Annotated in this window: 22 protein-coding genes and 1 pseudogene; 12 read left to right on the forward strand and 11 right to left on the reverse strand. The window is 48.0% G+C overall.

The window, feature by feature from the left end; translation table 11 throughout:
• Positions 1 to 71: 71 nt before the first annotated feature.
• Entirely contained in the window at positions 72 to 2,705 is a 2,634-nt protein-coding gene (gene yebT / locus EFER_RS06270) for a lipid-binding membrane homeostasis protein YebT (RefSeq protein WP_002432104.1), read from the reverse strand.
• Positions 2,674 to 3,957 carry a membrane integrity lipid transport subunit YebS gene (gene yebS / locus EFER_RS06275; protein WP_002431583.1) on the reverse strand — a complete coding sequence of 428 codons (1,284 nt, stop codon included), beginning with the start codon at positions 3,955 to 3,957 and terminating at the stop codon, positions 2,674 to 2,676. The genes yebT and yebS overlap by 32 nt, the downstream gene beginning before the upstream one ends.
• A 129-nt stretch (positions 3,958 to 4,086) precedes the next feature.
• Between yebS and EFER_RS06280 the strand changes: the two genes are divergently transcribed.
• From EFER_RS06280 to htpX, 4 genes are all read left to right on the forward strand, one after another.
• Complete coding sequence (locus EFER_RS06280; RefSeq protein WP_001043894.1) at positions 4,087 to 4,584, forward strand: GAF domain-containing protein; 498 nt, start codon at positions 4,087 to 4,089, stop codon at positions 4,582 to 4,584.
• 96 nt (positions 4,585 to 4,680) lie between these two features.
• A complete protein-coding gene (proQ, locus tag EFER_RS06285; RefSeq protein ID WP_000431358.1) occupies positions 4,681 to 5,370 on the forward strand; it encodes an RNA chaperone ProQ in 690 nt (229 codons plus the stop codon).
• Positions 5,371 to 5,389: 19 nt separating this feature from the next.
• Complete coding sequence (gene prc, locus EFER_RS06290; RefSeq protein ID WP_001083916.1) at positions 5,390 to 7,438, forward strand: carboxy terminal-processing peptidase; 2,049 nt, start codon at positions 5,390 to 5,392, stop codon at positions 7,436 to 7,438.
• Positions 7,439 to 7,618: 180 nt separating this feature from the next.
• Positions 7,619 to 8,500 carry a protease HtpX gene (gene htpX / locus EFER_RS06295; protein ID WP_000984509.1) on the forward strand — a complete coding sequence of 294 codons (882 nt, stop codon included), beginning with the start codon at positions 7,619 to 7,621 and terminating at the stop codon, positions 8,498 to 8,500.
• Positions 8,501 to 8,547: 47 nt separating this feature from the next.
• Here the strand turns inward: htpX and EFER_RS06300 are convergent, their stop codons facing one another.
• The gene (locus tag EFER_RS06300) at positions 8,548 to 9,921 is read right to left on the reverse strand and encodes an MFS transporter (protein ID WP_001174554.1); all 1,374 of its coding nucleotides are present in this window, start codon (positions 9,919 to 9,921) and stop codon (positions 8,548 to 8,550) included.
• A gap of 175 nt (positions 9,922 to 10,096) precedes the next feature.
• On the opposite strand from EFER_RS06300, the gene kdgR reads away from it, so the two are divergent.
• Positions 10,097 to 10,879, forward strand: coding sequence for a DNA-binding transcriptional regulator KdgR (gene kdgR / locus EFER_RS06305; protein ID WP_000168757.1), 783 nt, complete (start codon positions 10,097 to 10,099; stop codon positions 10,877 to 10,879).
• A 210-nt stretch (positions 10,880 to 11,089) separates the two neighbouring features.
• On the opposite strand, the pseudogene EFER_RS06310 reads toward kdgR, so the two are convergent.
• Positions 11,090 to 11,329 (reverse strand): annotated as a pseudogene (locus EFER_RS06310) (YobH family protein).
• A gap of 153 nt (positions 11,330 to 11,482) precedes the next feature.
• Between EFER_RS06310 and mgrB the strand changes: the two are divergent.
• The 5 genes from mgrB to rlmA all read left to right on the forward strand — a co-directional run bounded on the left by mgrB (position 11,483) and on the right by rlmA (position 14,144).
• Entirely contained in the window at positions 11,483 to 11,626 is a 144-nt protein-coding gene (gene mgrB / locus EFER_RS06315) for a PhoP/PhoQ regulatory lipoprotein MgrB (RefSeq protein WP_024256427.1), read from the forward strand.
• Positions 11,627 to 11,699: 73 nt separating this feature from the next.
• Positions 11,700 to 11,987, forward strand: coding sequence for a YebO family protein (locus EFER_RS06320; RefSeq protein ID WP_001006711.1), 288 nt, complete (start codon positions 11,700 to 11,702; stop codon positions 11,985 to 11,987).
• Positions 11,988 to 12,812: 825 nt separating this feature from the next.
• Positions 12,813 to 12,956 carry a DUF2627 domain-containing protein gene (locus EFER_RS06330; protein ID WP_015953346.1) on the forward strand — a complete coding sequence of 48 codons (144 nt, stop codon included), beginning with the start codon at positions 12,813 to 12,815 and terminating at the stop codon, positions 12,954 to 12,956.
• Positions 12,957 to 12,968: 12 nt separating this feature from the next.
• On the forward strand, positions 12,969 to 13,178 hold the full coding sequence (cspE, locus tag EFER_RS06335) for a transcription antiterminator/RNA stability regulator CspE (RefSeq protein WP_001062678.1): 210 nt from the start codon (positions 12,969 to 12,971) through the stop codon (positions 13,176 to 13,178).
• A gap of 156 nt (positions 13,179 to 13,334) precedes the next feature.
• A complete protein-coding gene (rlmA, locus tag EFER_RS06340) occupies positions 13,335 to 14,144 on the forward strand; it encodes a 23S rRNA (guanine(745)-N(1))-methyltransferase (RefSeq protein WP_000010151.1) in 810 nt (269 codons plus the stop codon).
• On the opposite strand, the gene mntP is transcribed toward rlmA, so the two are convergent.
• From mntP to manX, 6 genes are all read right to left on the reverse strand, one after another.
• Entirely contained in the window at positions 14,141 to 14,707 is a 567-nt protein-coding gene (gene mntP, locus EFER_RS06345; protein WP_002431582.1) for a manganese efflux pump MntP, read from the reverse strand. The two genes, rlmA and mntP, sit on opposite strands and share 4 nt — an antisense overlap.
• Positions 14,704 to 14,826 (reverse strand): hypothetical protein, encoded by a 123-nt coding sequence (locus EFER_RS24725; protein ID WP_024256429.1) that lies wholly within the window; start codon positions 14,824 to 14,826, stop codon positions 14,704 to 14,706. Before EFER_RS24725 ends, mntP begins: the two co-directional genes overlap by 4 nt.
• Before the next feature lie 309 nt (positions 14,827 to 15,135).
• Positions 15,136 to 15,594, reverse strand: a complete 459-nt coding sequence (locus tag EFER_RS06355) for a DUF986 family protein (protein WP_000156309.1) — start codon at positions 15,592 to 15,594, stop codon at positions 15,136 to 15,138.
• Between the two features lie 54 nt (positions 15,595 to 15,648).
• The gene (gene manZ / locus EFER_RS06360; protein WP_002431581.1) at positions 15,649 to 16,500 is read right to left on the reverse strand and encodes a PTS mannose transporter subunit IID; all 852 of its coding nucleotides are present in this window, start codon (positions 16,498 to 16,500) and stop codon (positions 15,649 to 15,651) included.
• A gap of 12 nt (positions 16,501 to 16,512) precedes the next feature.
• Positions 16,513 to 17,313 carry a PTS mannose transporter subunit IIC gene (manY, locus tag EFER_RS06365; protein WP_000406455.1) on the reverse strand — a complete coding sequence of 267 codons (801 nt, stop codon included), beginning with the start codon at positions 17,311 to 17,313 and terminating at the stop codon, positions 16,513 to 16,515.
• A gap of 61 nt (positions 17,314 to 17,374) precedes the next feature.
• Positions 17,375 to 18,346: a PTS mannose transporter subunit IIAB gene (gene manX / locus EFER_RS06370; protein ID WP_000150517.1), complete on the reverse strand. Its 972-nt coding sequence runs from the start codon at positions 18,344 to 18,346 to the stop codon at positions 17,375 to 17,377.
• 314 nt (positions 18,347 to 18,660) lie between these two features.
• Here manX and EFER_RS24815 point away from each other — a divergent pair, with 314 nt between their 5' ends.
• Positions 18,661 to 18,819, forward strand: coding sequence for a protein YoaL (locus tag EFER_RS24815; protein ID WP_370918230.1), 159 nt, complete (start codon positions 18,661 to 18,663; stop codon positions 18,817 to 18,819).
• Positions 18,807 to 20,366 (forward strand): CNNM family cation transport protein YoaE, encoded by a 1,560-nt coding sequence (gene yoaE, locus EFER_RS06380; protein WP_000394965.1) that lies wholly within the window; start codon positions 18,807 to 18,809, stop codon positions 20,364 to 20,366. The genes EFER_RS24815 and yoaE overlap by 13 nt, the downstream gene beginning before the upstream one ends.
• A 2-nt stretch (positions 20,367 to 20,368) precedes the next feature.
• On the opposite strand, the gene EFER_RS06385 is transcribed toward yoaE, so the two are convergent.
• Positions 20,369 to 21,967: an EAL domain-containing protein gene (locus EFER_RS06385; RefSeq protein ID WP_002431580.1), complete on the reverse strand. Its 1,599-nt coding sequence runs from the start codon at positions 21,965 to 21,967 to the stop codon at positions 20,369 to 20,371.
• Positions 21,968 to 21,985 lie beyond the last annotated feature (18 nt).

A 21,985-nucleotide genomic window follows, 5' to 3' on the forward strand; every position in this document is an offset into this window, starting at 1 on the left:
ACCACTGGCAAAAAAACAGGCGCGCAGTTTAGCATAAACGCTCCGGCGCAGGCACGCCGGAGCAATGGACATTATTTGGGCAGCGCAGTTCCCCATTCACGCCACTCTTTCGGTTCACTTTCCTGCAACAGGAAGTGTTTACCTTCCTGGGCTTTCGGTGCCAGCGGAGTACCCGGAGGCGTGGCAAAGGCGATGCCGCCACGGATAAACTGGTTAAAGGTGCCGGTTTTCACCACGCCGCCAGTCAGACCAAAATCCAGACTGTAACCCGATGCCAACCAGAAGACGGAATTGTTACGCACCAGGTGTTGATAGCGTTTACTGATGCGCATCGCAATCATCACGCGATCTGACAGTGTCCCCAGCGTCATTCCGGTAACCGTACCTACTTCCAGACCACGGAACAGCACAGGCGTACCGATGCCTAACGAACCGGCTTCCGGCGCTTCAACAATAATGCTTAAGCCATCCAGGTAACGCGAATCAGTTATGGTGGCCTCTTGTAATTCAAAGTCACGGCGAGGATTGCCCCGGCCTGGTTCGACGTTGATATACGGCTGGAGGATAGTATCAAGATGCTCAACGCCCGCTGCCGAAATTTGCGGAGTGACCACTGAGAAGCGTGTACCTCCGCGCGCAAAGGTCTGGACATATTCCGGGTAGAGCACCGCCTTTGCCTGTACTTCATTGCGCGCGGTAATCAGGTCCAGCGTCTGAATTTGCCCGATATCAATACCGAGATAGCGAATTGGCATCCCGACTGCCAGTTTTCCGGCATCGAAAGCGTGGAGCGTAATCTGTCCGCCAACCGCACGGGCCGCTGTTTCGGAAGCATACAGAATTCGCTTGTCACCTTTACGTTGGCTGGCGCTGGCACCGCTGAGGTTATCGAAGCTAATAGCCCCCTTTAATGCTCTGGAGAGCGGGGATGCCTGTACGGTCAAGCCACTACCATTCAGCTGAACTTTCGCCCCACCTTCTGCCCAGAACACGCTATTACTGGTCAAGAGGTTGCGGTATTCCGGCTTAATATGCAGATCGATATCAAACGCGTTAGCTCGGGGACGTACGGTAATAACTTCACCAACTTCAAATTTACGGTACAGCACTACCGATCCCGCTTGCACATCCGGCAATGTCTCTGCACTCAAACTCACGGTTGTGGTGGGCAAATCGCTAAGGCTGTTCTCCAGCGCTTTTTCCAGATTGGCATACAGCGGATAGCTGGGTTTCATTGCGCCTTTATCACCAGGAAGAATGCGGATCCCGCCGTTGATCCATTCTGAGGCGCTGGCGCCGAGAAACTCGACGCCGTCCAGCCCCACTTTCACGTCGACACGACTGTTGACGACAAATTTGCTATCGCCTTTTACCAGGTCGCGATGCTGAGGCTCGATGGCGACGGTAAAGGTGACGCCTTTGCTGGTGAGTTTACGATCGATAACCTGGCCTACCTGCACGCCGTGAAGAATGAGCGGCTGACCAGCATCAATACCGTAACTTTCCGGCGCGGTCAGGGTCAGCGTCAGAACATCTGGCTCATGGAGCAGGGCTTTTTCGCCAGGAACAACAATAAATTCTTTACGTGGCTCACCGTCGCCCGGCACCAACTCGAAGGTTTTGCCGGTCAGCAGGGCACTGAGATTAGCATCGCTAAGGGATAATTTTGGATTACGTAATTCGATGCGGGTATTTTCCCGTAACAGCGTGACGACGCTGGGATCAACGGTCATTTCTCCGGTGACTTTACCACCAGGATTTAAATCCAGTTTAGTTAGTTGTCCAACTTCCAGCCCCTGATACATTAACGGCGTCGAGTCGGCGGTTAATCCGGCACCGCTCGGCAGTTCCAGTTTTATTATTACGCCACGCTGGCTATGGGCCAGATCTTCATACAGACCAAAGGTATCTTCCGCCTCGGCAGGTTTCGACTCTTCAGGTGAATCGAAGGCAATCGCACCGTTAACCAGTGCCGCCAGACTTTCCAGTTTCACCTTCGCGCCACTGATACTGACGTTGGCATCAACGCCGGAAACGTTCCAGAAACGGCTACCTTTTTTCACCAGATCGGTAAAACGCCGCTCGATCAGGACATCAATCACCACGCCTTGCTTATTGGGATTGATGGCATAGTCGTAGACTTTACCCACCGGGATCTTACGGAAATATACCAATGAACCACTGTTCAGTGAACCGAGATCGGGGGCTTGCAGGTGGATCATCAGATCGCCGTTATCCAGCCGATATTTTGGTTGGGTGTCGAGTGCGACAAAGTGATCCTGCTCTTTACCTTTACCCGGCATCATGCCGATATAGTTACCACCGACGAGGGCGTCCAGCCCGGAGACTCCTGCCAGCGATGCCTTTGGCGTCACCAGCCAAAACTGTGTCTCTTCGCGCAGCGCATCTTTCATATCGGACTTGATGCTGACTTTGACTTCAATCTTACGAAGATCGTCGCTCAGGCTGATATCCTGCACAGTTCCGACTTCAACACCCTGATAACGAACAGGCGTTCGGCCGGGGACGATACCGTCCGCCGACATAAAGTCGATGGTGACGGTATTACCCCGATCCTGATAACTGTCCCAAATCAGCCAACCGGCAATCATAAGCGCGATGAACGGCAGCAGCCAGAAAGGTGAGATACGGCGTTTATTTTTAATCTGCGCTTCAGTCGTCGAAGCGGGCGTTTCCTGACTCATGTGCATCCCAAAGTAAGCGGCTGTCCAGCCATTCCACAGCAAGAATAGTCAAAATTACCGCTGCGCCGAAATAAAACGCAGCCGGTCCCATAGTAAAAGCGAGGATCTGATCGCGATTAATCAGCGACATGGTTAAAGATATGACAAACAGGTCGAGCATCGACCAGCGACCAATCCAGGTCACCATCCGCAGTAACAGAATGCGTGTGCGTAAACCTTGCTGGCATTTAAAATGAATGCTCAACAGTAAAGTGAACATGACGATCACTTTAGTAAACGGCACCAGAATACTGGCGATAAACACGATTCCCGCAACCGCAATGTTGCTACTTGCCAGCGACATAATCCCGGAAAGAATCGTATCTTCCTGCCGTCCTCCGTTCAGATAAATGATAGAAATAGGCAACAGGTTGGCAGGCAACAACAACACGATTGATGCTAACAACGCCGCCCAGCATTTTTGCAGACTATGACGGCGACGCAGGCGTAGCGGGATATGGCAACGCGGGCAGCGACCACGCTGATCAGGATAGCCGGTAAAATGGCACCCAAGACAGACACGGAGTTTCTCGTCCCTACGCGTAGCGGGGCGCTGCGGATAAAATTGCTCCCACAGTTCTTCGACATTAAGATGTGACAATGTCACCGTCGTTAAAATCACCAACGCCACAAAAGAGAACAAGCCGACACCCGCCTGGATATGGGCATAATCCTGTACCTTTATAGAAGCAACGCCAATGCCGACCAGGTAGATATCCAGCATCACCCACTCTTTCAGCCGCTCAAGCATCAGCAGTACCGGGCGTAGATTCATTCCCAGTCGGTTACCAAACCATAAATAAGCTATGGAGCTCACCAGAATAAGGGGAGCACCAATAACGCAAAAAAAGACCATCGCCCCCGTTATTGCATCGCCCTGTTTGGTCATTTGCCAGATGCCTTGCATGACATTGGCGTCAATACGAATGCCTAACAGCCAGATATGCAACAGCGGTTCGCCCCAGGCAAACGGCATCAGCAACAGCATGGTGAATGCCATTGCTGCCAGACGCGTTAGCGACCAGTCGCGCCCGTCACGAATTTTTGCCTGACAGCGCGGACAATAGGCACTTTGATGAGAATTTATCTCGGGCAGACTAAACAGCATGTCACATTGCGGGCAACGTTGATAATCACCACGTGGCAGTTCCTCGCCAATTGACCTTACTGTTATTTTTTTTGATGGCGTAACTTGCGGGGTGTTAAGAGCCATGACGTGCCAAATGTTATAAGAATTAACATTAATAATAACCCATGATGGGAATGATCTTGAGCATTAACGCATTTAATGCTTATTTTAATAGGCTGGCAGTTCCAGGTAAGACAACCAAGTGATTATATAATGAACAAAACAGAATTTTACGCGGATTTAAACCGTGACTTTCGGGCATTAATGGCTGGAGAAACTAGCTTTCTGGCAACACTGGCGAATACCAGTGCTTTGCTGTATGAACGCCTGACTGATGTAAACTGGGCAGGATTTTATTTACTCGAAGGCGAGACGTTAGTGCTGGGGCCGTTTCAGGGCAAAATCGCCTGTGTACGGATCCCGGTTGGACGTGGCGTGTGCGGTACGGCTGTTGCTCGCAATGAAGTGCAGCGTATTGAAGATGTCCACGCTTTTGATGGTCATATCGCCTGTGATGCCGCCAGCAACGCGGAGATAGTTTTGCCGCTGGTGGTTGAAGATCAGATTATTGGCGTTCTGGATATTGATAGCACTCAGTTTGGCCGCTTCACAGAAGAGGATGAACAAGGCCTGCGCCTGCTGGTGACGGAGCTGGAAAAAGTGCTTGCAATGACGGATTACAAAAAATTCTTTGCGAGCGTCGCAGGATAATCAACGGATAACGTAGCAATTACTGATGGCGTCATTATAATGACGCCTGTTCATGCCTGCGCTTGTTGGCTACGTCCGTTGTAATCAGGAAATTTCATGGAAAATCAACCTAAGTTGAATAGCAGTAAAGAAGTAATCGCGTTTCTGGCCGAGCGTTTTCCCCACTGTTTCAGTGCGGAAGGTGAAGCGCGTCCGCTGAAAATCGGTATTTTTCAGGATCTGGTTGACCGTGTTGCCGGGGAAATGAACCTCAGCAAAACGCAACTGCGATCCGCTTTACGTCTTTATACTTCAAGCTGGCGCTACCTGTATGGCGTAAAACCAGGCGCAATACGTGTCGATCTCGACGGTAACCCGTGTGGTGAGCTGGAGGAGCAGCACGTTGAGCATGCCCGTAAGCAGCTTGAAGAAGCAAAAGCTCGCGTTCAGGCGCAACGTGCTGAACAGCAGGCGAAAAAGCGTGAAGCAGCTGCGGCTGCAGGGGATAAAGAATCTGCACCACGTCGTGAGCGCAAACCGCGTCCTGCAGCACCTCGCCGTAAAGAAGGCGCAGAGCGCAAGCCTCGCGCTGAAAAGCCCGCAGCGAAAGCACCACGAGCACCTCGCGAAGAGAAGCACACTCCTGTTTCCGATATTTCTGCACTGACCGTAGGGCAGGCGCTTAAAGTGAAAGCAGGCAACGATGCGATGGATGCCACCGTACTCGAAATCACCAAAGACGGCGTCCGGGTACAGCTGAATTCGGGTATGTCTTTGATTGTGCGCGCAGAACACCTGGTGTTCTGAAACGGAGGCCGGGCCTGGCATGAACAGTTTTTTTAGGCTTACCGCGTTTGCTGGCCTGCTTGCAATAGCAGGCCAGACCTTCGCTGTAGATGATATTACACGTGTTGAGCAAATTCCTGTTTTGAAGGAAGAAACTCAACACGCGACAGTAAGTGAGCGCGTGACTTCTCGTTTTACGCGTTCGCATTATCGTCAGTTTGACCTCGATCAGGCGTTTTCTGCGAAAATATTCGATCGTTATCTGAATCTGCTTGATTACAGCCACAATGTGTTGCTGGCAAGTGACGTAGAAGCCTTCGCTAAAAAGAAAAATCAGCTTGGTGATGAATTACGTACGGGCAAACTGGACGTCTTTTATGATCTCTATAATCTGGCACAAAAGCGCCGATTTGAGCGTTATCAGTACGCATTGAAAGTACTGGAACGCCCGATGGATTTCACGGGTAACGACACCTATAACCTTGACCGCAGCAAAGCTCCGTGGCCGAAAGACGAAGCGGAAATGAATGCGTTGTGGGATGGCAAGGTGAAATTTGACGAATTAAGCCTGAAATTGACCGGTAAAACCGATCAGGAAATTCGTGACACCCTGACGCGTCGTTATAAATTTGCTATTCGTCGACTGGCACAAACCAACAGTGAAGATGTCTTCTCGCTGGCGATGACCGCATTTGCACGTGAAATCGATCCTCATACCAATTATCTCTCTCCACGTAATACCGAACAGTTCAATACTGAAATGAGCCTGTCGCTGGAAGGTATTGGCGCAGTATTGCAGATGGATGATGACTACACCGTTATCAACTCCATGGTTGCCGGTGGTCCGGCAGCGAAGAGCAAAGCGATAAGTGTGGGCGATCGTATTGTTGGTGTTGGGCAAACGGGTAAACCGATGGTCGATGTTATCGGTTGGCGTCTGGATGATGTCGTTGCCTTAATTAAAGGCCCTAAGGGCAGTAAGGTACGACTTGAGATCCTGCCAGCAGGTAAGGGCACTAAAACTAAAACGATTACCCTGACGCGCGAACGTATTCGCCTGGAAGATCGCGCCGTTAAGATGTCGGTGAAAACCGTCGGTAAAGAAAAAGTTGGTGTGCTGGATATCCCTGGTTTCTACGTGGGCTTAACCGATGACGTTAAAGTGCAGTTGCAGAAACTGGAAAAACAGAACGTCAGCAGTGTGATTATCGATCTGCGCAGTAACGGCGGTGGTGCGTTGACCGAGGCAGTTTCGCTTTCCGGTTTGTTTATCCCATCTGGCCCGGTGGTGCAGGTGCGTGATAACAACGGCAAGGTACGTGAAGATAGCGACAACGATGGTGTGGTCTATTACAAAGGTCCGCTTGTTGTCCTTGTTGATCGTTTTAGTGCCTCTGCGTCAGAGATCTTCGCTGCGGCGATGCAGGATTACGGCCGGGCATTGGTGGTTGGCGAACCGACCTTTGGTAAAGGTACCGTACAGCAGTACCGTTCTTTGAATCGTATTTACGATCAAATGTTGCGTCCTGAATGGCCTGCATTAGGTTCAGTACAGTATACAATCCAGAAATTTTATCGTGTTAACGGTGGCAGTACACAGCGTAAAGGTGTAACGCCAGACATCATCATGCCTACGGGCAATGAAGAGACGGAAACCGGCGAAAAATTCGAAGACAATGCATTACCGTGGGACAGTATTGACGCCGCAACTTACGTGAAATCAGGTGATCTGAAATCGTTTGGGCCGGAGCTGCTTAAAGAGCATAACGCTCGTATCGCTAATGATCCTGAATTCCAGTACATCATGAAGGATATTGCCCGTTTCAAAGCGATGAAGGAGAAGCGTAGTATTGCCTCGCTCAATTTTGCACAACGCGAAAAAGAGAATAACGAAGATGATGCTTTGCGTCTGCAGCGCCTCAATGATCGGTTTAAACGTGAAGGTAAACCACAGTTGAAGAAACTGGATGATCTGCCGAAAGATTATCAGGAGCCAGATCCGTATCTTGATGAAACGGTAAAAATAGCGCTCGACCTGGCGCATCTTGAAAAAGAGAAGCCAGCGGAAAACCCCGCGTCTACTAAGTAATGTCAAACAGGCACAAGATAATGTGCCTGTTTTTTTTCACACGTCAGCCAAATGCTACAAAATGTAAAGTTGTGTCTTTCTACTGACTTACACAGCGTTCAGACTTGAAAATGGCGGCGTAACCCATACGATGTGGGTTACGCGTAGTGCGTTTTGTTAAACTGAGGTAAAAAGAAAATTATGATGCGAATCGCGCTCTTCCTGCTAACGAACCTGGCCGTTATGGTCGTTTTCGGGCTGGTACTGAGCCTGACAGGGATACAGTCGAGCAGCGTTCAGGGGCTGATGATTATGGCCTTGCTGTTCGGTTTTGGTGGTTCCTTCGTTTCGCTTCTGATGTCCAAATGGATGGCGTTGAGATCTGTGGGCGGGGAAGTGATCGAGCAACCGCGTAACGAAAGGGAACGTTGGCTGGTCAATACTGTAGCAACTCAGGCGCGTCAGGCGGGGATTGCTATGCCGCAGGTAGCTATCTACCATGCACCGGATATCAACGCTTTCGCGACCGGTGCCCGTCGTGATGCCTCTCTGGTTGCTGTCAGCACTGGTTTACTGCAAAACATGAGTCCTGATGAAGCCGAGGCAGTAATTGCTCATGAAATCAGCCACATCGCCAATGGCGACATGGTGACCATGACGCTGATTCAGGGCGTGGTGAACACCTTCGTTATCTTTATTTCACGAATTCTCGCGCAGTTGGCTGCTGGTTTTATGGGTGGTAACCGTGATGATGGTGAAGAGAGTAACGGTAACCCTCTGATTTATTTTGCAGTCGCCACAGTACTGGAGTTGGTCTTTGGTATTCTGGCAAGCATTATCACCATGTGGTTCTCGCGTCACCGTGAATTCCATGCTGATGCCGGTTCGGCAAAACTGGTTGGTCGTGAGAAAATGATTGCTGCACTGCAGCGTTTGAAAACCAGTTATGAACCACAAGAAGCTACCAGCATGATGGCATTTTGCATCAACGGTAAATCGAAATCGCTGAGTGAATTGTTTATGACTCACCCGCCGCTGGATAAACGTATCGAAGCGCTGCGGACAGGTGAATATCTGAAGTAAGCGATAGCAAAACAAAAAGAGCGCGTTCTGATTAACGCGCTCTTTTTTTACCCTTTCACTCGAGGTTGTGTGATGCGTAAGCCACTCACTCCCGCCGCAATCACCGCCAGTATTCCGGCAGTCAACAACGACACATGTGTACCGTTATCACCAAATTGGTTCAGCATAAGTGCAACCAGTGCTGCGCCACTGCTTTGCCCGAGTAGTCGTGCTGTGCCTAACATACCACTGGCACCACCGCTACGTTCGCGCGGGGCGGAGGTAATAATCGTATGGTTATTTGGCGACTGAAATAAACCAAATCCTGCACCACAAAGAATCATCGGCCAAATAATATTGATATCGGCTGGTGAGGCAGGAAGTAACACTAAGGCAAAAAGCCCCGAGGCCATAATGATCATCCCTAATGCGCCTAACAATCCTGCATGTACACGCTCAATCAAATACCCGGCAAGTGGAGCCATAACCATGGTAGCTAAAGGCCAGGGAGTGAGTAACAAGCCTGTTTCTACTTCACTTCGACCAAGTACAGTTTGCAGGTAAAAGGGCAAAGAAACCATCGCCAGCATCTGCGCGCAGAAAGAGCAAACTGAAGTGCCAATAGAGAGCGAGAAAAGGGGAATGCGTAGTAAATCAACGGGCAACAGAGGAACTGGAAGGGCGAGTTGGCGGCGAATAAAGAAATAACCCACCACAATCATCACTGCAACTTCCGCAGCAATAAGCGTTAATGATTGTCCCTGAGCAAAACCGCTTAAAGCAGTAATCAACAGACCAAACGTGAGCGCATTCATAATAGCGCTGGGAAGATCAAAACGCGGTTTGCTACCACGAGAGCCATTTGGTGGTAAAAAACGCATCGCTAAAATTAACGCCAGAATGCCCAACGGAACGTTAATTAAAAATAGCCACTTCCATGATGCTACGGAGAGAATGGCTGCGGCAATCGTAGGGCCTGCTGCAGAAGATACCGCCACAATAAAGGAGTTAATACCCATACCGCGCCCCAAAAAGCGTTGGGGATAGATAAGACGAATGAGCGCGGTATTAACACTCATCAACGCGGCCCCTCCAATACCCTGCGCGATGCGCGCCATGGTGAGTAGTTGAAGCGTATCTGAGAGCGCACAAAGCAGCGAAGAAAGAAGAAATGCCACCAGACCAAATTTATAAATTCGTCGGTAACCAAACATATCACCTAAAAATGAGAAGGTGAGTAATGAAATGACAATGGCGATCTGATAAGCGTTAACAACCCAAATAGAGCTGGCAGGCGTAGCGTTAAGATCTGATGCGATGGTTGGTAGTGCGACATTAGCAATAGCACCATCCAGCACTGCCATTGAAATGCCAATGATGATGGTTAAAATGGCACCGTACCGTTGCGGCAACGGCAGGCCATCGGCCTGAACTTTTTGCATAAGAATCTTGGTCTTCAGGAATTGATAAGCAGATTAATGATTCTAGCATTGATACTGGTGTGGGATGTCGCAGAATTGTAACGAAGCGGCAAAACTTGCATTGCGACGCCAGGATCGTGAATTTATAATAAAATTCGGTTCTGATTTTTCTAAAACACTCGCAATGAGGTGATGAATGGCCAGTACAGATCTGGGTAAACAACCTGATTCTGTTTCTTCCGTGTTGAAAGTTTTCGGTATTTTACAGGCATTAGGCGAAGAGCGTGAAATTGGTATTACCGAGCTTTCTCAACGCGTTATGATGTCAAAAAGTACCGTTTATCGCTTTTTGCAAACCATGAAAACGTTGGGCTATGTTGCTCAGGAGGGGGAGTCAGAAAAATATTCCCTGACGTTGAAATTATTCGAACTGGGTGCCCGTGCATTACAAAATGTCGATTTGATTCGTAGCGCAGATATTCAAATGCGCGAACTTTCCAGACTTACCAAAGAAACCATTCACCTTGGCGCGCTGGACGAAGACAGCATTGTCTATATTCATAAAATCGACTCCATGTACAATTTACGTATGTACTCCCGTATTGGTCGTCGAAATCCGCTCTACAGCACCGCAATTGGTAAAGTCTTGCTGGCATGGCGTGACCATAAAGAAATCAAACAAATCCTGGAACACGTCGAATATAAGCGGAGTACCGAGCGCACCATTACTACTACTGAAGCGTTACTGCCTGTGCTGGATCAAGTTCGTGCTCAGGGCTATGGTGAAGACAATGAAGAGCAGGAAGCAGGGCTGCGTTGTATTGCTGTCCCGGTATTCGACCGCTTTGGCGTGGTGATCGCTGGCCTGAGTATTTCATTCCCTACACTGCGTTTCTCACAAGAACGCTTGCAGGAGTATGTCGCTATTTTGCAGAATGCAGCGCGGAAAATTTCAGCTCAAATGGGATACATAGGCTAAATATTTCGAGTTGCAGCACATGCAATTTGAAGTATGGCGATTATGACCAATATACTTTTGATATTGAAATTGCAGTCGATAAAAAACCTGCCAGCAGTCCGCGAAGCAGGTTTTAGGGATGCTTTTAGTAAAACGCGTAACAAATACCCCTGCTGATAGCAATAATCATATCAATGAGAAATGTATCCTTACATCTCTTCAGGTTAATAATTAATCGTTATCAATAACGACTGTGCTTTTACGTAAAACCGGGCAATCGCTAAAACCGATTATGCCACTCTCTGTATGAAGATACTGAGCTGTCGATGTACCACGAGCGGTAAGATACTTGCATTACAGGCCTAGCCCCGCCGCGTTCTGCTTACTTCCCACTAATACCCCATATCCACTCATTAATAAAACAATCCATCCAAGTGCTATCACGGTAACTGTGCGAACGAATATACGCATCACAACCTCTTTTATTATTATGACACTTTAAGATTAGCCTGAGCATGGCACGAAACAAGGCCATAATTCCGAAAAACACTTTGGTTACAGTTAGCCTCGGTTTAAGTTTGTCGTGCTAGCGTAGAGGAGTAGTTTGTTGATATGGAGCATGAAGTGAAAAAGTTTCGGTGGCTTGTTCTGATCGTAGTTGTGCTTGCCTGTCTGGTGCTTTGGGCGCAGGTGATAAACATCATGTGCGATCAGGATGTGCAATTTTTCAGCGGAATTTGTGCGATCAATAAATTTATCCCCTGGTAATCCTCTTTTTGCATCTGTTGATTTCCTTCCGGTGTGGCGGTGGTAGAATGTTGCGTCTACAGCGAGGTGTGAAATGAACGAAGTATTAAATTCAGGCGTACTTAACTTTGCGTCTTTGATTGTGTCGGTGGTTGTACTGGCCATTGGTCTGGTTTTGTGGTTCTTTGTTAACCGGGCAAGCTCCCGGACAAACGAACAAATTGAGCTACTTGAAGCGATGCTGGATCAGCAAAAACGACAAAATGCCTTGCTGCGCAGATTATGCGAAGCTAACGAGCCGGAAAAGGCACCAGAAGCATCTTCTGAATCGAATGATGAAGAAGATCGAGATGACATTATCCGCTTAGTCGCAGAGCGCTAATGCCTTGGTTAAAGTCGCTCGATATCAATGAGCGACATAGAGCCCAACCTGGATAGTCGATTTTATTTGCCACCTGGGCCCTGGGCAATGAGCTAAATAGTCACTTACTGCGCATACGTACCGGTTTTCCGCTCTGCGTGTTTCTAAACTGCCTGCAACAATTAGATTTGTTGGGGCAGGTTCCTATATTTCCCGGACAAAAAGTAAAATGCACTAATTCAGTGCAACAGAAAATATGTTGGTTGAAAGTGTCATCGGGTTAATTTACTCCACGTTCTATCTTTTGCGATCCAGATTCCAATAATATCTCGCCATAACACATTATTATGATTATGCCCAAATTGTGATTCCTGTCATTTAATTATTTGCGAAACGTTTCTCTCACTTTTTTCGAGTAATGTCATCATAGGTTCATTATTCAATGCGATAAAAAGATAACATTTTCTGATGATAGTTAATCAGAAATGAAAAAACATAACTAACGTGAGTTTAAAGAAAAACGATTACTGTTGTTATGACAAATTATGCAATCTATAGCATAAAAAGTGATATGTGTGAGCTCTGGCGAGAAGTTGAACACTTAGCCTGGAAGAGGCGAAGTTATTGAGCTATGGTAAAAAAGTGCTTGCTCAGGTCATTCCCTGACATGCAAAAGAAGTAACGGACAAATATATCAGGTCGTGCCCTGACGCATAAGTGTGCGTTAGTCTGCAAAAAATTACCTGGAATTTGTGCGGCTGATCGAGACACGTTTAAAAATGGCTTGCCATAATTAACGTTGTATGTGATAACACGTTTTGGGTTAAACGAGGTACAGTTCTGTTTATGTGTGGCATTTTCAGTAAAGAAGTCCAGAGTAAACACGTTGACGTTGAATACCGCTTCTCTGCCGAACCTTATATTAGTGCCTCATGCAGTAATGTCTCAGTTTTATCTATGTTAAGCCTGCGGGCGAAGAATATACTCTAAGGAATTTTGCAAATGGCAAAGATTAAAGGTCAAGTTAAGTGGTTCAACGAGTCAAAAGGTTTTGGCTTCATTACTCCGGCAGATGGTAGCAAAGACGTATTCGTACACTTCTCTGCTATTCAGGGTAATGGCTTCAAAACTCTGGCAGAAGGCCAGAACGTTGAGTTCGAAATTCAGGACGGCCAGAAAGGTCCGGCTGCTGTTAACGTAACAGCTATCTGATCGAAACCACTGATTTGAGGCGTTAAGACGCATCAATCTCAGCTATAAAGCCTCGCCAGTGCGAGGCTTTTTAACATCTGTATCCAGTGGGTTGTTGTTTGCCGGACCCGTTAATCGCGCTAAACTTGCGGCCTTTAGTATACTGCCGGAGTAGCCATGTCGTTTTCCTGTCCATTATGTCATCAGTCTCTTACTCAAACTCAAACCAGCTATGTTTGCCCACTGCGACACCAGTTTGATGTAGCGAAAGAGGGATATGTGAATCTGCTGCCTGTACAACATAAGCGTTCTCGTGATCCTGGCGATAGTGCGGAAATGATGCAGGCTCGACGGGCTTTTCTCGATGCCGGACATTATCTTCCTTTGCGTGAAGCGATTGTCGCCATCCTGACTGAACAACTGAGCAAAAACGCCAGTGCAATTCTGGATATTGGTTGTGGGGAAGGGTATTACACGCACGCATTTGCAGATGCGGTTCCCGCAGTTACGACTTATGGGTTGGATGTCTCTAAGGTCGCTATCAGAGCTGCAGCGAAGCGTTATTCACAAGTCAAATTTTGCGTGGCCTCCAGTCATCGGTTACCGTTTGCTGATGCCTGTATGGACGCAATTATTCGCATTTATGCACCCTGCAAAGCTGAAGAGTTAGCGCGAGTGGTAAAACCCGGTGGATTAGTGATCACTGCAACGCCTGGTCCACACCACTTAATGGAACTGAAAGGACTTATTTATGAACAGGTACGGTTACACGATCCACATACAGAAGTACTGGAAGGTTTCAATTTGGTGAAGGGGATTTCATTAAGCTACCCAATGCATTTGAAAGGCAGTGAAGCGGTTGCGTTACTTCAGATGACACCATTTGCGTGGCGCGCGAAGACAGAAGTATGGGAAGAGTTAGCTACCAAAGCTATATTTGACTGCCAGACGGATTTTAATCTTCACATCTGGCAGCGGTCGAATTAACCGTGGAAATGCGTCCAGAGGATCTGGACGCCGATACCTATCAGTACCAGCCCACCCAGAATTTCAGCTTTTTTGCCAAGAATCGGTCCGATAAAGCGTCCAACCATCATACCTAAGGTTGACATAATCAGCGTTGCACAGCCAATTGCCAACGCAGTGGCGATAATGTTGACTTGCAGGAAGGCCAGACCAACACCTACGGCCATAGCATCCAGACTAGTGGCGATAGCAGTGGTTACCAGTAGCCAGAATCCATGCCGGCGACGCGGTTCTTCATCTTCATCGTCACCACCGCGAATGCCTTCAATGATCATTCGTCCACCAAGGAAGATTAGCAAAACAAAGGCAATCCAGTGATTCCATTCGAGGACAAAGCGGCTGGCTAACATTCCCATGCCCCAACCAATTAGGGGCGTAAGCGTTTCTACAGCACCAAAAATTAGGCCTGTACGCAGTGCTTCTGAGAACTTCGGCTTATGGAGTGTGGCACCTTTGCCAATCGACGCCGCAAAAGCATCCATTGACATGCCAAACGCAAGTAGAACAGTAGCAGTGATATTCATGACAACATCCTGACCGGGGTATCCATAAAACACACCATCGCCCCCAGCAAACATGCATGTTGCACGATGAGCGGAATTGCCGCGTCAGCATACAGACAGACATAGCGATTGATGTGCATATGGTCTCGCCTGACTGAACTTTTCAGTCCGTACGTGCCACGTTTTGCAACGAGTATGTTGACACGTACATTTCCATAAAATGGAAATTGGCTACTCCCCAAATGAGGGCGCAACCTTAACATATTTTGAGAATATAAAACAACTGTTGGAATATATTATCTCATTGTTTTGTTGATAACGATTTCCATTTAGATTTATATATCAATAAAACGTTAAAATAAATAACAAATAAAGGAAGGTATAATATAGCCTAAGCTATGTCTGATTATTAAAAATACACTAAACATAGCCTGGGCTAAATTTATAACTTATTGAGTGGAAACGAGAAGTTTATAAATTTTTTCAAGATCGTCGATATTTCTTACACGGATTAACAAACGACGCTGTTCTAATTGCATAACCAGCACGCCATCTTCCGATAAGTTCATCGCCTTTATCCGGCTATATTCAATCCAGACATTGGCGAAGAAAAAACCTTTTTGTTTAAAGATGATCTTCGGCACGCGGATCCAGAAAATATAAAAACCCATTAATGCCAGCGCACTTAATAACCAGGTGGTTATTTGCGCACCATGATTTGTGACATTGTTATAGATAAGAATGACAATCAGCCCGACGAAAATAACACTGTCGATGCGACCGCGTCGGAGTAAAGGAATTGCCAGCAGGGTGGGGCCATTGCGGCGGGGCATGATGAACTGATCATAAATGGCAAAGGCGAGTAACGCGGCAATGAAGAGAATCAGTACCAGTTCCGTGATTGTCATTAATCCTCCAGATAAAAAAACGGGGCCTAAAGGCCCCGGTAGTGTACAACAGTATTACAGTCCCAGCAGGCCGCAAGCGTAACCGGCGATACCAATGACAAAGAAGCCAACAATGATCCACAGCGGATTCACTTTCTTGCGCAGCAGCCACATACAGGCGAAAGTCAGCAGCAACGGTACAAGGCCCGGCATTAACTGATCAAGAATAGTTTGAACAGTCGTCACATGTTCTTTACCCGTCTGGTCAGTGATGCGCGAGACAACCATCGGGATATTAACGTGCGTCCACTTGTTAACTAGCGCCCCCATGACAAACAGGCCGAGTATGGACGCCCCTTCCGTCAGTTTTTGCAGGAAGCCACCGCCCATATCTTTAACGATATCAAGTCCTTTACTGTAACCATATGCCACGCCATAGTAACGGGTTGCCAGACGTACCAGGTTAAACAGGATAAAGAACAGCAACGGCCCTAACAGGCTTCCGCTCATAGCGATACCCGCGCCCAGAGCTGCAAATACCGGACGTACAGTACCCCAGAAGATTGGATCGCCCACACCAGCCAGCGGCCCCATCAGACCAACTTTGATACCGTTGATTGCGCCATCGTCGATCTCTGCACCATTAGCACGCTGCTCTTCCAGTGCCAGGGTTACGCCCAGAATTGGCGCAGCCACGAAGGGTTGGGTGTTAAAGAATTCCAGGTGACGTTTAATCGCTTGTTTACGGGCATCGTTGTTCTCAGGGTAGAGACGGCGAATAGCCGGTACCATAGAGAAGCAGAAGCCCAACGCCTGCATACGTTCGAAGTTCCATGAACCCTGGAAGAGGTTAGAACGCAGGAAGACGCCACGAATATCACTCTGAGTGAGTTTTTTCTCGGTGGTATTTTGAGTTGTATCAACCATTTCGCTCACCTGTTAGTCCAGTTCGTTGTCGAGATCGTTGTTACCAGCAGCCTGAACTGGCGCACCGGCGACGCGGTTATATTTCGGGCTAAGCTGAATGTAGAGCACCGCCATAACGGTACCGATAACACCCAGAGCAACCAGGTTAAAGTTGGTGAATGCTGCGGTTACGAAGCCGAGGTAGAAGAACGGCATCAGGTAGCCAGCACGCATCATGTTGATAACCATCGCATAACCAACAACCACGATCATACCACCGGCAATGTTCAGACCATTGGTCACCACTTCCGGAATCGCATTCAGCATGTTCTGCACTTCGCTGGTACCAACAGACAGCGCAACGATAACGGCTGGAATAGCCACACGCATTGCTTGCAGGAACAGAGAAGAAACATGGATCCAGGAAATCGCTGTCAGGTTGCCGTTTTCAGCCGCCTTATCCGCAGCGTGCTGGAAAGCAACGGTGATGGTACGAACGATAATGGTCAGAACCTGGCCTGCTGCAGCAAGCGGGATAGCCAGTGCGATACCGGCACCGATGCTCTGATGACCAGCAATAACCAGAATGGTAGAAATAATAGAAGCCAGCGCGGCGTCAGGTGCAACAGCTGCACCGATGTTCATCCAGCCCAGGGCGATCATTTCCAGGGTACCACCGATAATAATACCGGTTTTCATGTCCCCAAGAACGATACCCACCAGGGTACACGCGATTAGCGGACGGTGGAACTGAAATTCATCGAGGATAGATCCCATACCTGCGACACAGGCTACGATAAATATCAGCACAATCTGAAGAGCGGTAATCTCCATTGTACTTCTCCTGTTAACGTAAGACTAAAGTTCGAAAGCTGATTAACAATCAACAAAATGGTTACTTATCCATTTTGCTGATCAGATCCATCATTTTCAGTTTCGGATCGGTGGAGACCTTACGGACTTCCAGTTCGATACCGCGTTCGTTCAGTTTCTTAAACGCTTCGATATCTTTTTCGTCTACCGAAACGGCGTTATTAACCTGAGTTTTACCCTGACGGAATGCCATACCCCCGACGTTAACAGAGGTAATTTTCACGCCGCCTTCAACAAGACGCTCTACGTCTGTTGGGTTAGTGAATAACAACATCACACGTTCGCCGGCATATTTCGGGTTGTTGTAAACACGAATCATTTTGGCAACATCAACAACGTGAGCTGTTACGCCCGGAGGTGCGACCTGAGTCAAAAGTGTCTTACGTACGGTATCCGCAGCCACTTCGTCACTGACAACAATAATGCGAGAGACGTTTGTTTCTTTAGTCCAGCGGGTAGCAACCTGACCATGAATCAGTCGGTCGTCAATACGGGCAAGCCCGATGACCATATAGTCATTAGGTCCCATCGGTTTTGCGGGAGCCGCAACTTTAGGTGCAGCAGCAGGGGCCGGGGCCGCTTTTGCAGGTTCAGCCGGTTTCGCTTTAAGCGCTTTAACGCCTTCACGTCCGGTTTCAACAGCTAACGCAACCAGTTCATCAAAACTCGGATCGTCATCACGAGCCATCAACGTTTCCACCAACATGGGGATGTTGACACCGGCAATAACTTCATAATGCTCTTTATCAACCACGATACGGCTTGCCGCGTTGAACGGACTACCGCCCCAGGTATCAACAAGGAACAATACACCTTTACTGGTGTCGAGTTTTGCCAACTGCGCGTTGTACTTCTCAATCAACGTTTCGGCATTTTCACCTGGAACGAAATCGATCCAGCCGACGTTTTCCTGCTCGCCTAACAGCATTTCTGCTGTTTTAAGCAACTGCTCTGCAGCCCAACCATGTGTGCCTATAACAATAGCAATGGTCACTTGCTACCTCCTTTATTATCGTTAACACCTCAACGTACAGATGTATTTGTGAATCGCCGTCCATACTCGAATCGATTCAGATAAGGGATACAACGAAAACATATGATTTGCGGGATTTATTTTAGATATCGAAAAAATTAATTTATGTGATGAAGATCCGCAAATCAGCTTTCGATTAAGATAAATTTCGAAAGACAAAATATCTCTGTTAAATCTTAGTGCAAAGGAAGGTAAATCTTTGCCAAAAAGTAATTGTCTCTGTTATGTTTAGCTTCCGTTTAATAACTTAGGAGTATAGGGCAGTAGCCCGCTGTATGGATCGTCACCGACGTCTTTTCATCTTCAGGCCGCAAAACGCCTGCCATTCTGGCAACTTTTGCCACTCTACTTATTTGCCTAAAGCTGTATCGCCTGCGTTAATCCTGGCGTCAATTTGTCATTCCTTAAGCAGGAGCTTGTCATGGAATTCTTAATGGACCCCTCGATATGGGCGGGTTTGCTCACGCTTGTCGTTCTCGAGATTGTTCTCGGGATCGATAATCTGGTCTTCATCGCCATTCTTGCCGACAAACTGCCACCAAAACAGCGTGATAAAGCGCGCTTACTGGGTTTATCGCTGGCGTTAATCATGCGTCTGGCGTTGTTGTCGATTATTTCGTGGATGGTGACGCTAACTAAGCCGCTGTTCTCAGTAATGGATTTCACCTTCTCAGGGCGTGACCTGATCATGCTGTTGGGGGGGATATTCTTATTGTTCAAAGCCACAACGGAATTGCATGAACGGCTGGAGAATCGCGAGCATGACTCCGGGCATGGCAAAGGTTATGCCAGCTTCTGGGTAGTGGTAACGCAAATTGTCATTCTGGACGCCGTGTTCTCACTTGATGCTGTAATTACTGCTGTAGGGATGGTAAACCATCTGCCGGTAATGATGGCTGCCGTCGTGATAGCGATGGCTGTAATGCTCCTGGCCTCGAAACCGCTGACACGTTTCGTCAACCAACATCCCACGGTTGTGGTGCTCTGCCTGAGCTTCCTGTTGATGATTGGTCTGAGTCTGGTCGCGGAAGGTTTCGGCTTCCATATTCCGAAAGGTTACCTGTACGCGGCGATTGGTTTCTCGATCATCATCGAAGTGTTTAACCAGATTGCACGTCGTAACTTTATTCGCCACCAGTCAACTTTGCCTTTGCGGGCGCGTACAGCGGATGCCATTTTGCGATTGATGGGTGGAAAACGTCAGGTAAATGTTCAGCACGATGGCGACAATCAGGTGGCAATACCGGTACCAGAAGGTGCATTTGCGGAAGAAGAACGGTATATGATCAACGGAGTGTTGACTCTGGCTTCACGTTCTCTGCGTGGCATTATGACGCCGCGCGGGGAAATAAGTTGGGTTGATGCCAACCTGAGTGTCGACGAAATCCGTCAGCAATTGCTCTCTTCTCCTCATAGTCTGTTCCCGGTTTGTCGCGGTGAACTGGATGAAATCATCGGTATTGTGCGTGCCAAAGAGTTGCTGGTGGCATTGGAAGAAGGAGTGGATGTTGCGGCAATTGCTTCGGCTTCTCCGGCCATTGTCGTGCCAGAAACTCTCGACCCAATCAACCTGTTGGGCGTTTTGCGCCGTGCTCGTGGTAGTTTTGTTATCGTGACTAACGAGTTTGGCGTAGTTCAGGGGCTGGTTACACCGCTGGATGTGCTGGAAGCGATAGCTGGTGAGTTCCCGGATGCTGACGAAACGCCAGAAATTATCACTGATGGCGACGGCTGGCTGGTTAAAGGCGGAACGGATTTACATGCCTTACAGCAAGCCCTGGCGGTAGATCACCTGGTTGATGACGATGATGATATCGCTACCGTTGCTGGCCTGGTGATTGCCGCAAATGGTCACATTCCCCGTATTGGTGATGTGATTGACGTTGGACCGTTGCATATCACTATTGTTGAAGCTAACGACTATCGCGTTGATTTGGTTCGTATTGTTAAAGATAAACCGCTCAACGACGAAGACGAGTAACGCTAACGTAATGGCATGACGGGGGTAACATGCCCGTTATGCCGGGTGCCCGGGGGCTGGCTTCCTGCCAGCCATTTGGGAAAATCGCGCAGTGGCATTGGCTGCGCATATAAATAACCTTGCAAAATATGTACGCCGTGCTGGCGTAGATACTTCGCCTGTTGTTGGGTTTCCACGCCTTCTGCCACCAGTTCAATATTTAGCCGTTGCCCCAGGGCAATAATAATATCGGTTACCGTAGAGTTAACGGCATCTGAACCAATTGCAGCGGTGAATGATTTATCAATTTTCAACACATCCGGCCGTAGTGTTTCCAGCCAGGAAAACGAGCTATTGCCCGTACCAAAATCATCAATTGCCAGCTTAACATTTTTACGATGCAACTCACGTGCTATACGGTAATCCACATCCAGCAAAGCATCACGCTCTGTTATTTCGAGAATGAGCTGCTGAATCGGGTTTGCACTGAACCAGTATTGATTGAGATCTTTTAATAACACCCCCCGGCGAAAGTGACTGGGGGCAACGTTAATACCAATATGAAACTGGTTATTCATTGGAAATACATGCCGCTGACGAATAGTTTCCATCATCACGTAGCGAGTCAGTGGCACAATTAAATGGTGTTCTTCCGCAATAGGGATAAAGACATCTGGCGAAATCCAGCCCTGACGTGGATTATTCCAGCGCAACAAAATTTCAACGCCGATACATTGCTGACTCCTTGCATTAAGCAGAGGCTGGCAAAACAGTTCAAACTCTCTCTGTGCAAGACCCAGATGTATTTCACGGTAAAAACTCATCCTATGGGCCGTCGCCAGCCAGGTCATGTAACCCACAAGTAAACTCAGTAATAACGCCAGAGGTAATTGTGAGGGGAGATTTTTAAGTGCCAACGCTGTAGCGCCGGGGCCATCCACACTAATCGTGAAAGGAAAATTGTGCGAAGAAACTTGATAGCGCCTTTCGTCGTTCAGGGGTGGCAATGAATCCACAATACCATTGGCATAGAGCAAATGGCGATCAGCTACTGTCAGAGTGGCGCTGGTAATTTGTGGTGACTGCGGCTCAAGTAACATTGTCGTTAACAACTCGATATTGATCATCTCCAGCACCCCGTCTTGCGCGTTAGCCGCAGAGGGATACCATTGAATCAGTACCGGACTGCCTTTAATGAGAACGTGATCTATCGTCAAACGAAGTAAAGCCTGCCTGGCTGGTAAATCGGTCTGAATCTCGCGGACAGGGACATTGCGGTAGCCAAAAATACTGGAACAATAAAGCGTACCATTTTGCACCAGACCGATAGATCGCACGGTTTGTAACTTCGCTGCCTGTTTGCGCAAAGGCAAATGGCTGACTGAACAGGGCAGGCCAATCAACTGTAACAAGACATCACGTCCGGATTGCAAAGGAAACAAGACGTTATCCAGCTCTTCCACCGCATGATTAGCAAACATCACCACCCGCTGCTGATTTAAGTTCCGCTGTGAAATAAATCGTACGCTTAATGTAGTGATAAGCGTAAAGAGTGCGCAAATTGTACAAACAATCATTCGATTACGGCGATAGGTTTTAATGATCCGTTGTGCTTTTTGCATGCGGGCCACCCTGTAAGC

Origin of the sequence: Escherichia fergusonii ATCC 35469, from assembly GCF_000026225.1 — a bacterium.
GTDB classification, from domain to species: domain Bacteria; phylum Pseudomonadota; class Gammaproteobacteria; order Enterobacterales; family Enterobacteriaceae; genus Escherichia; species Escherichia fergusonii.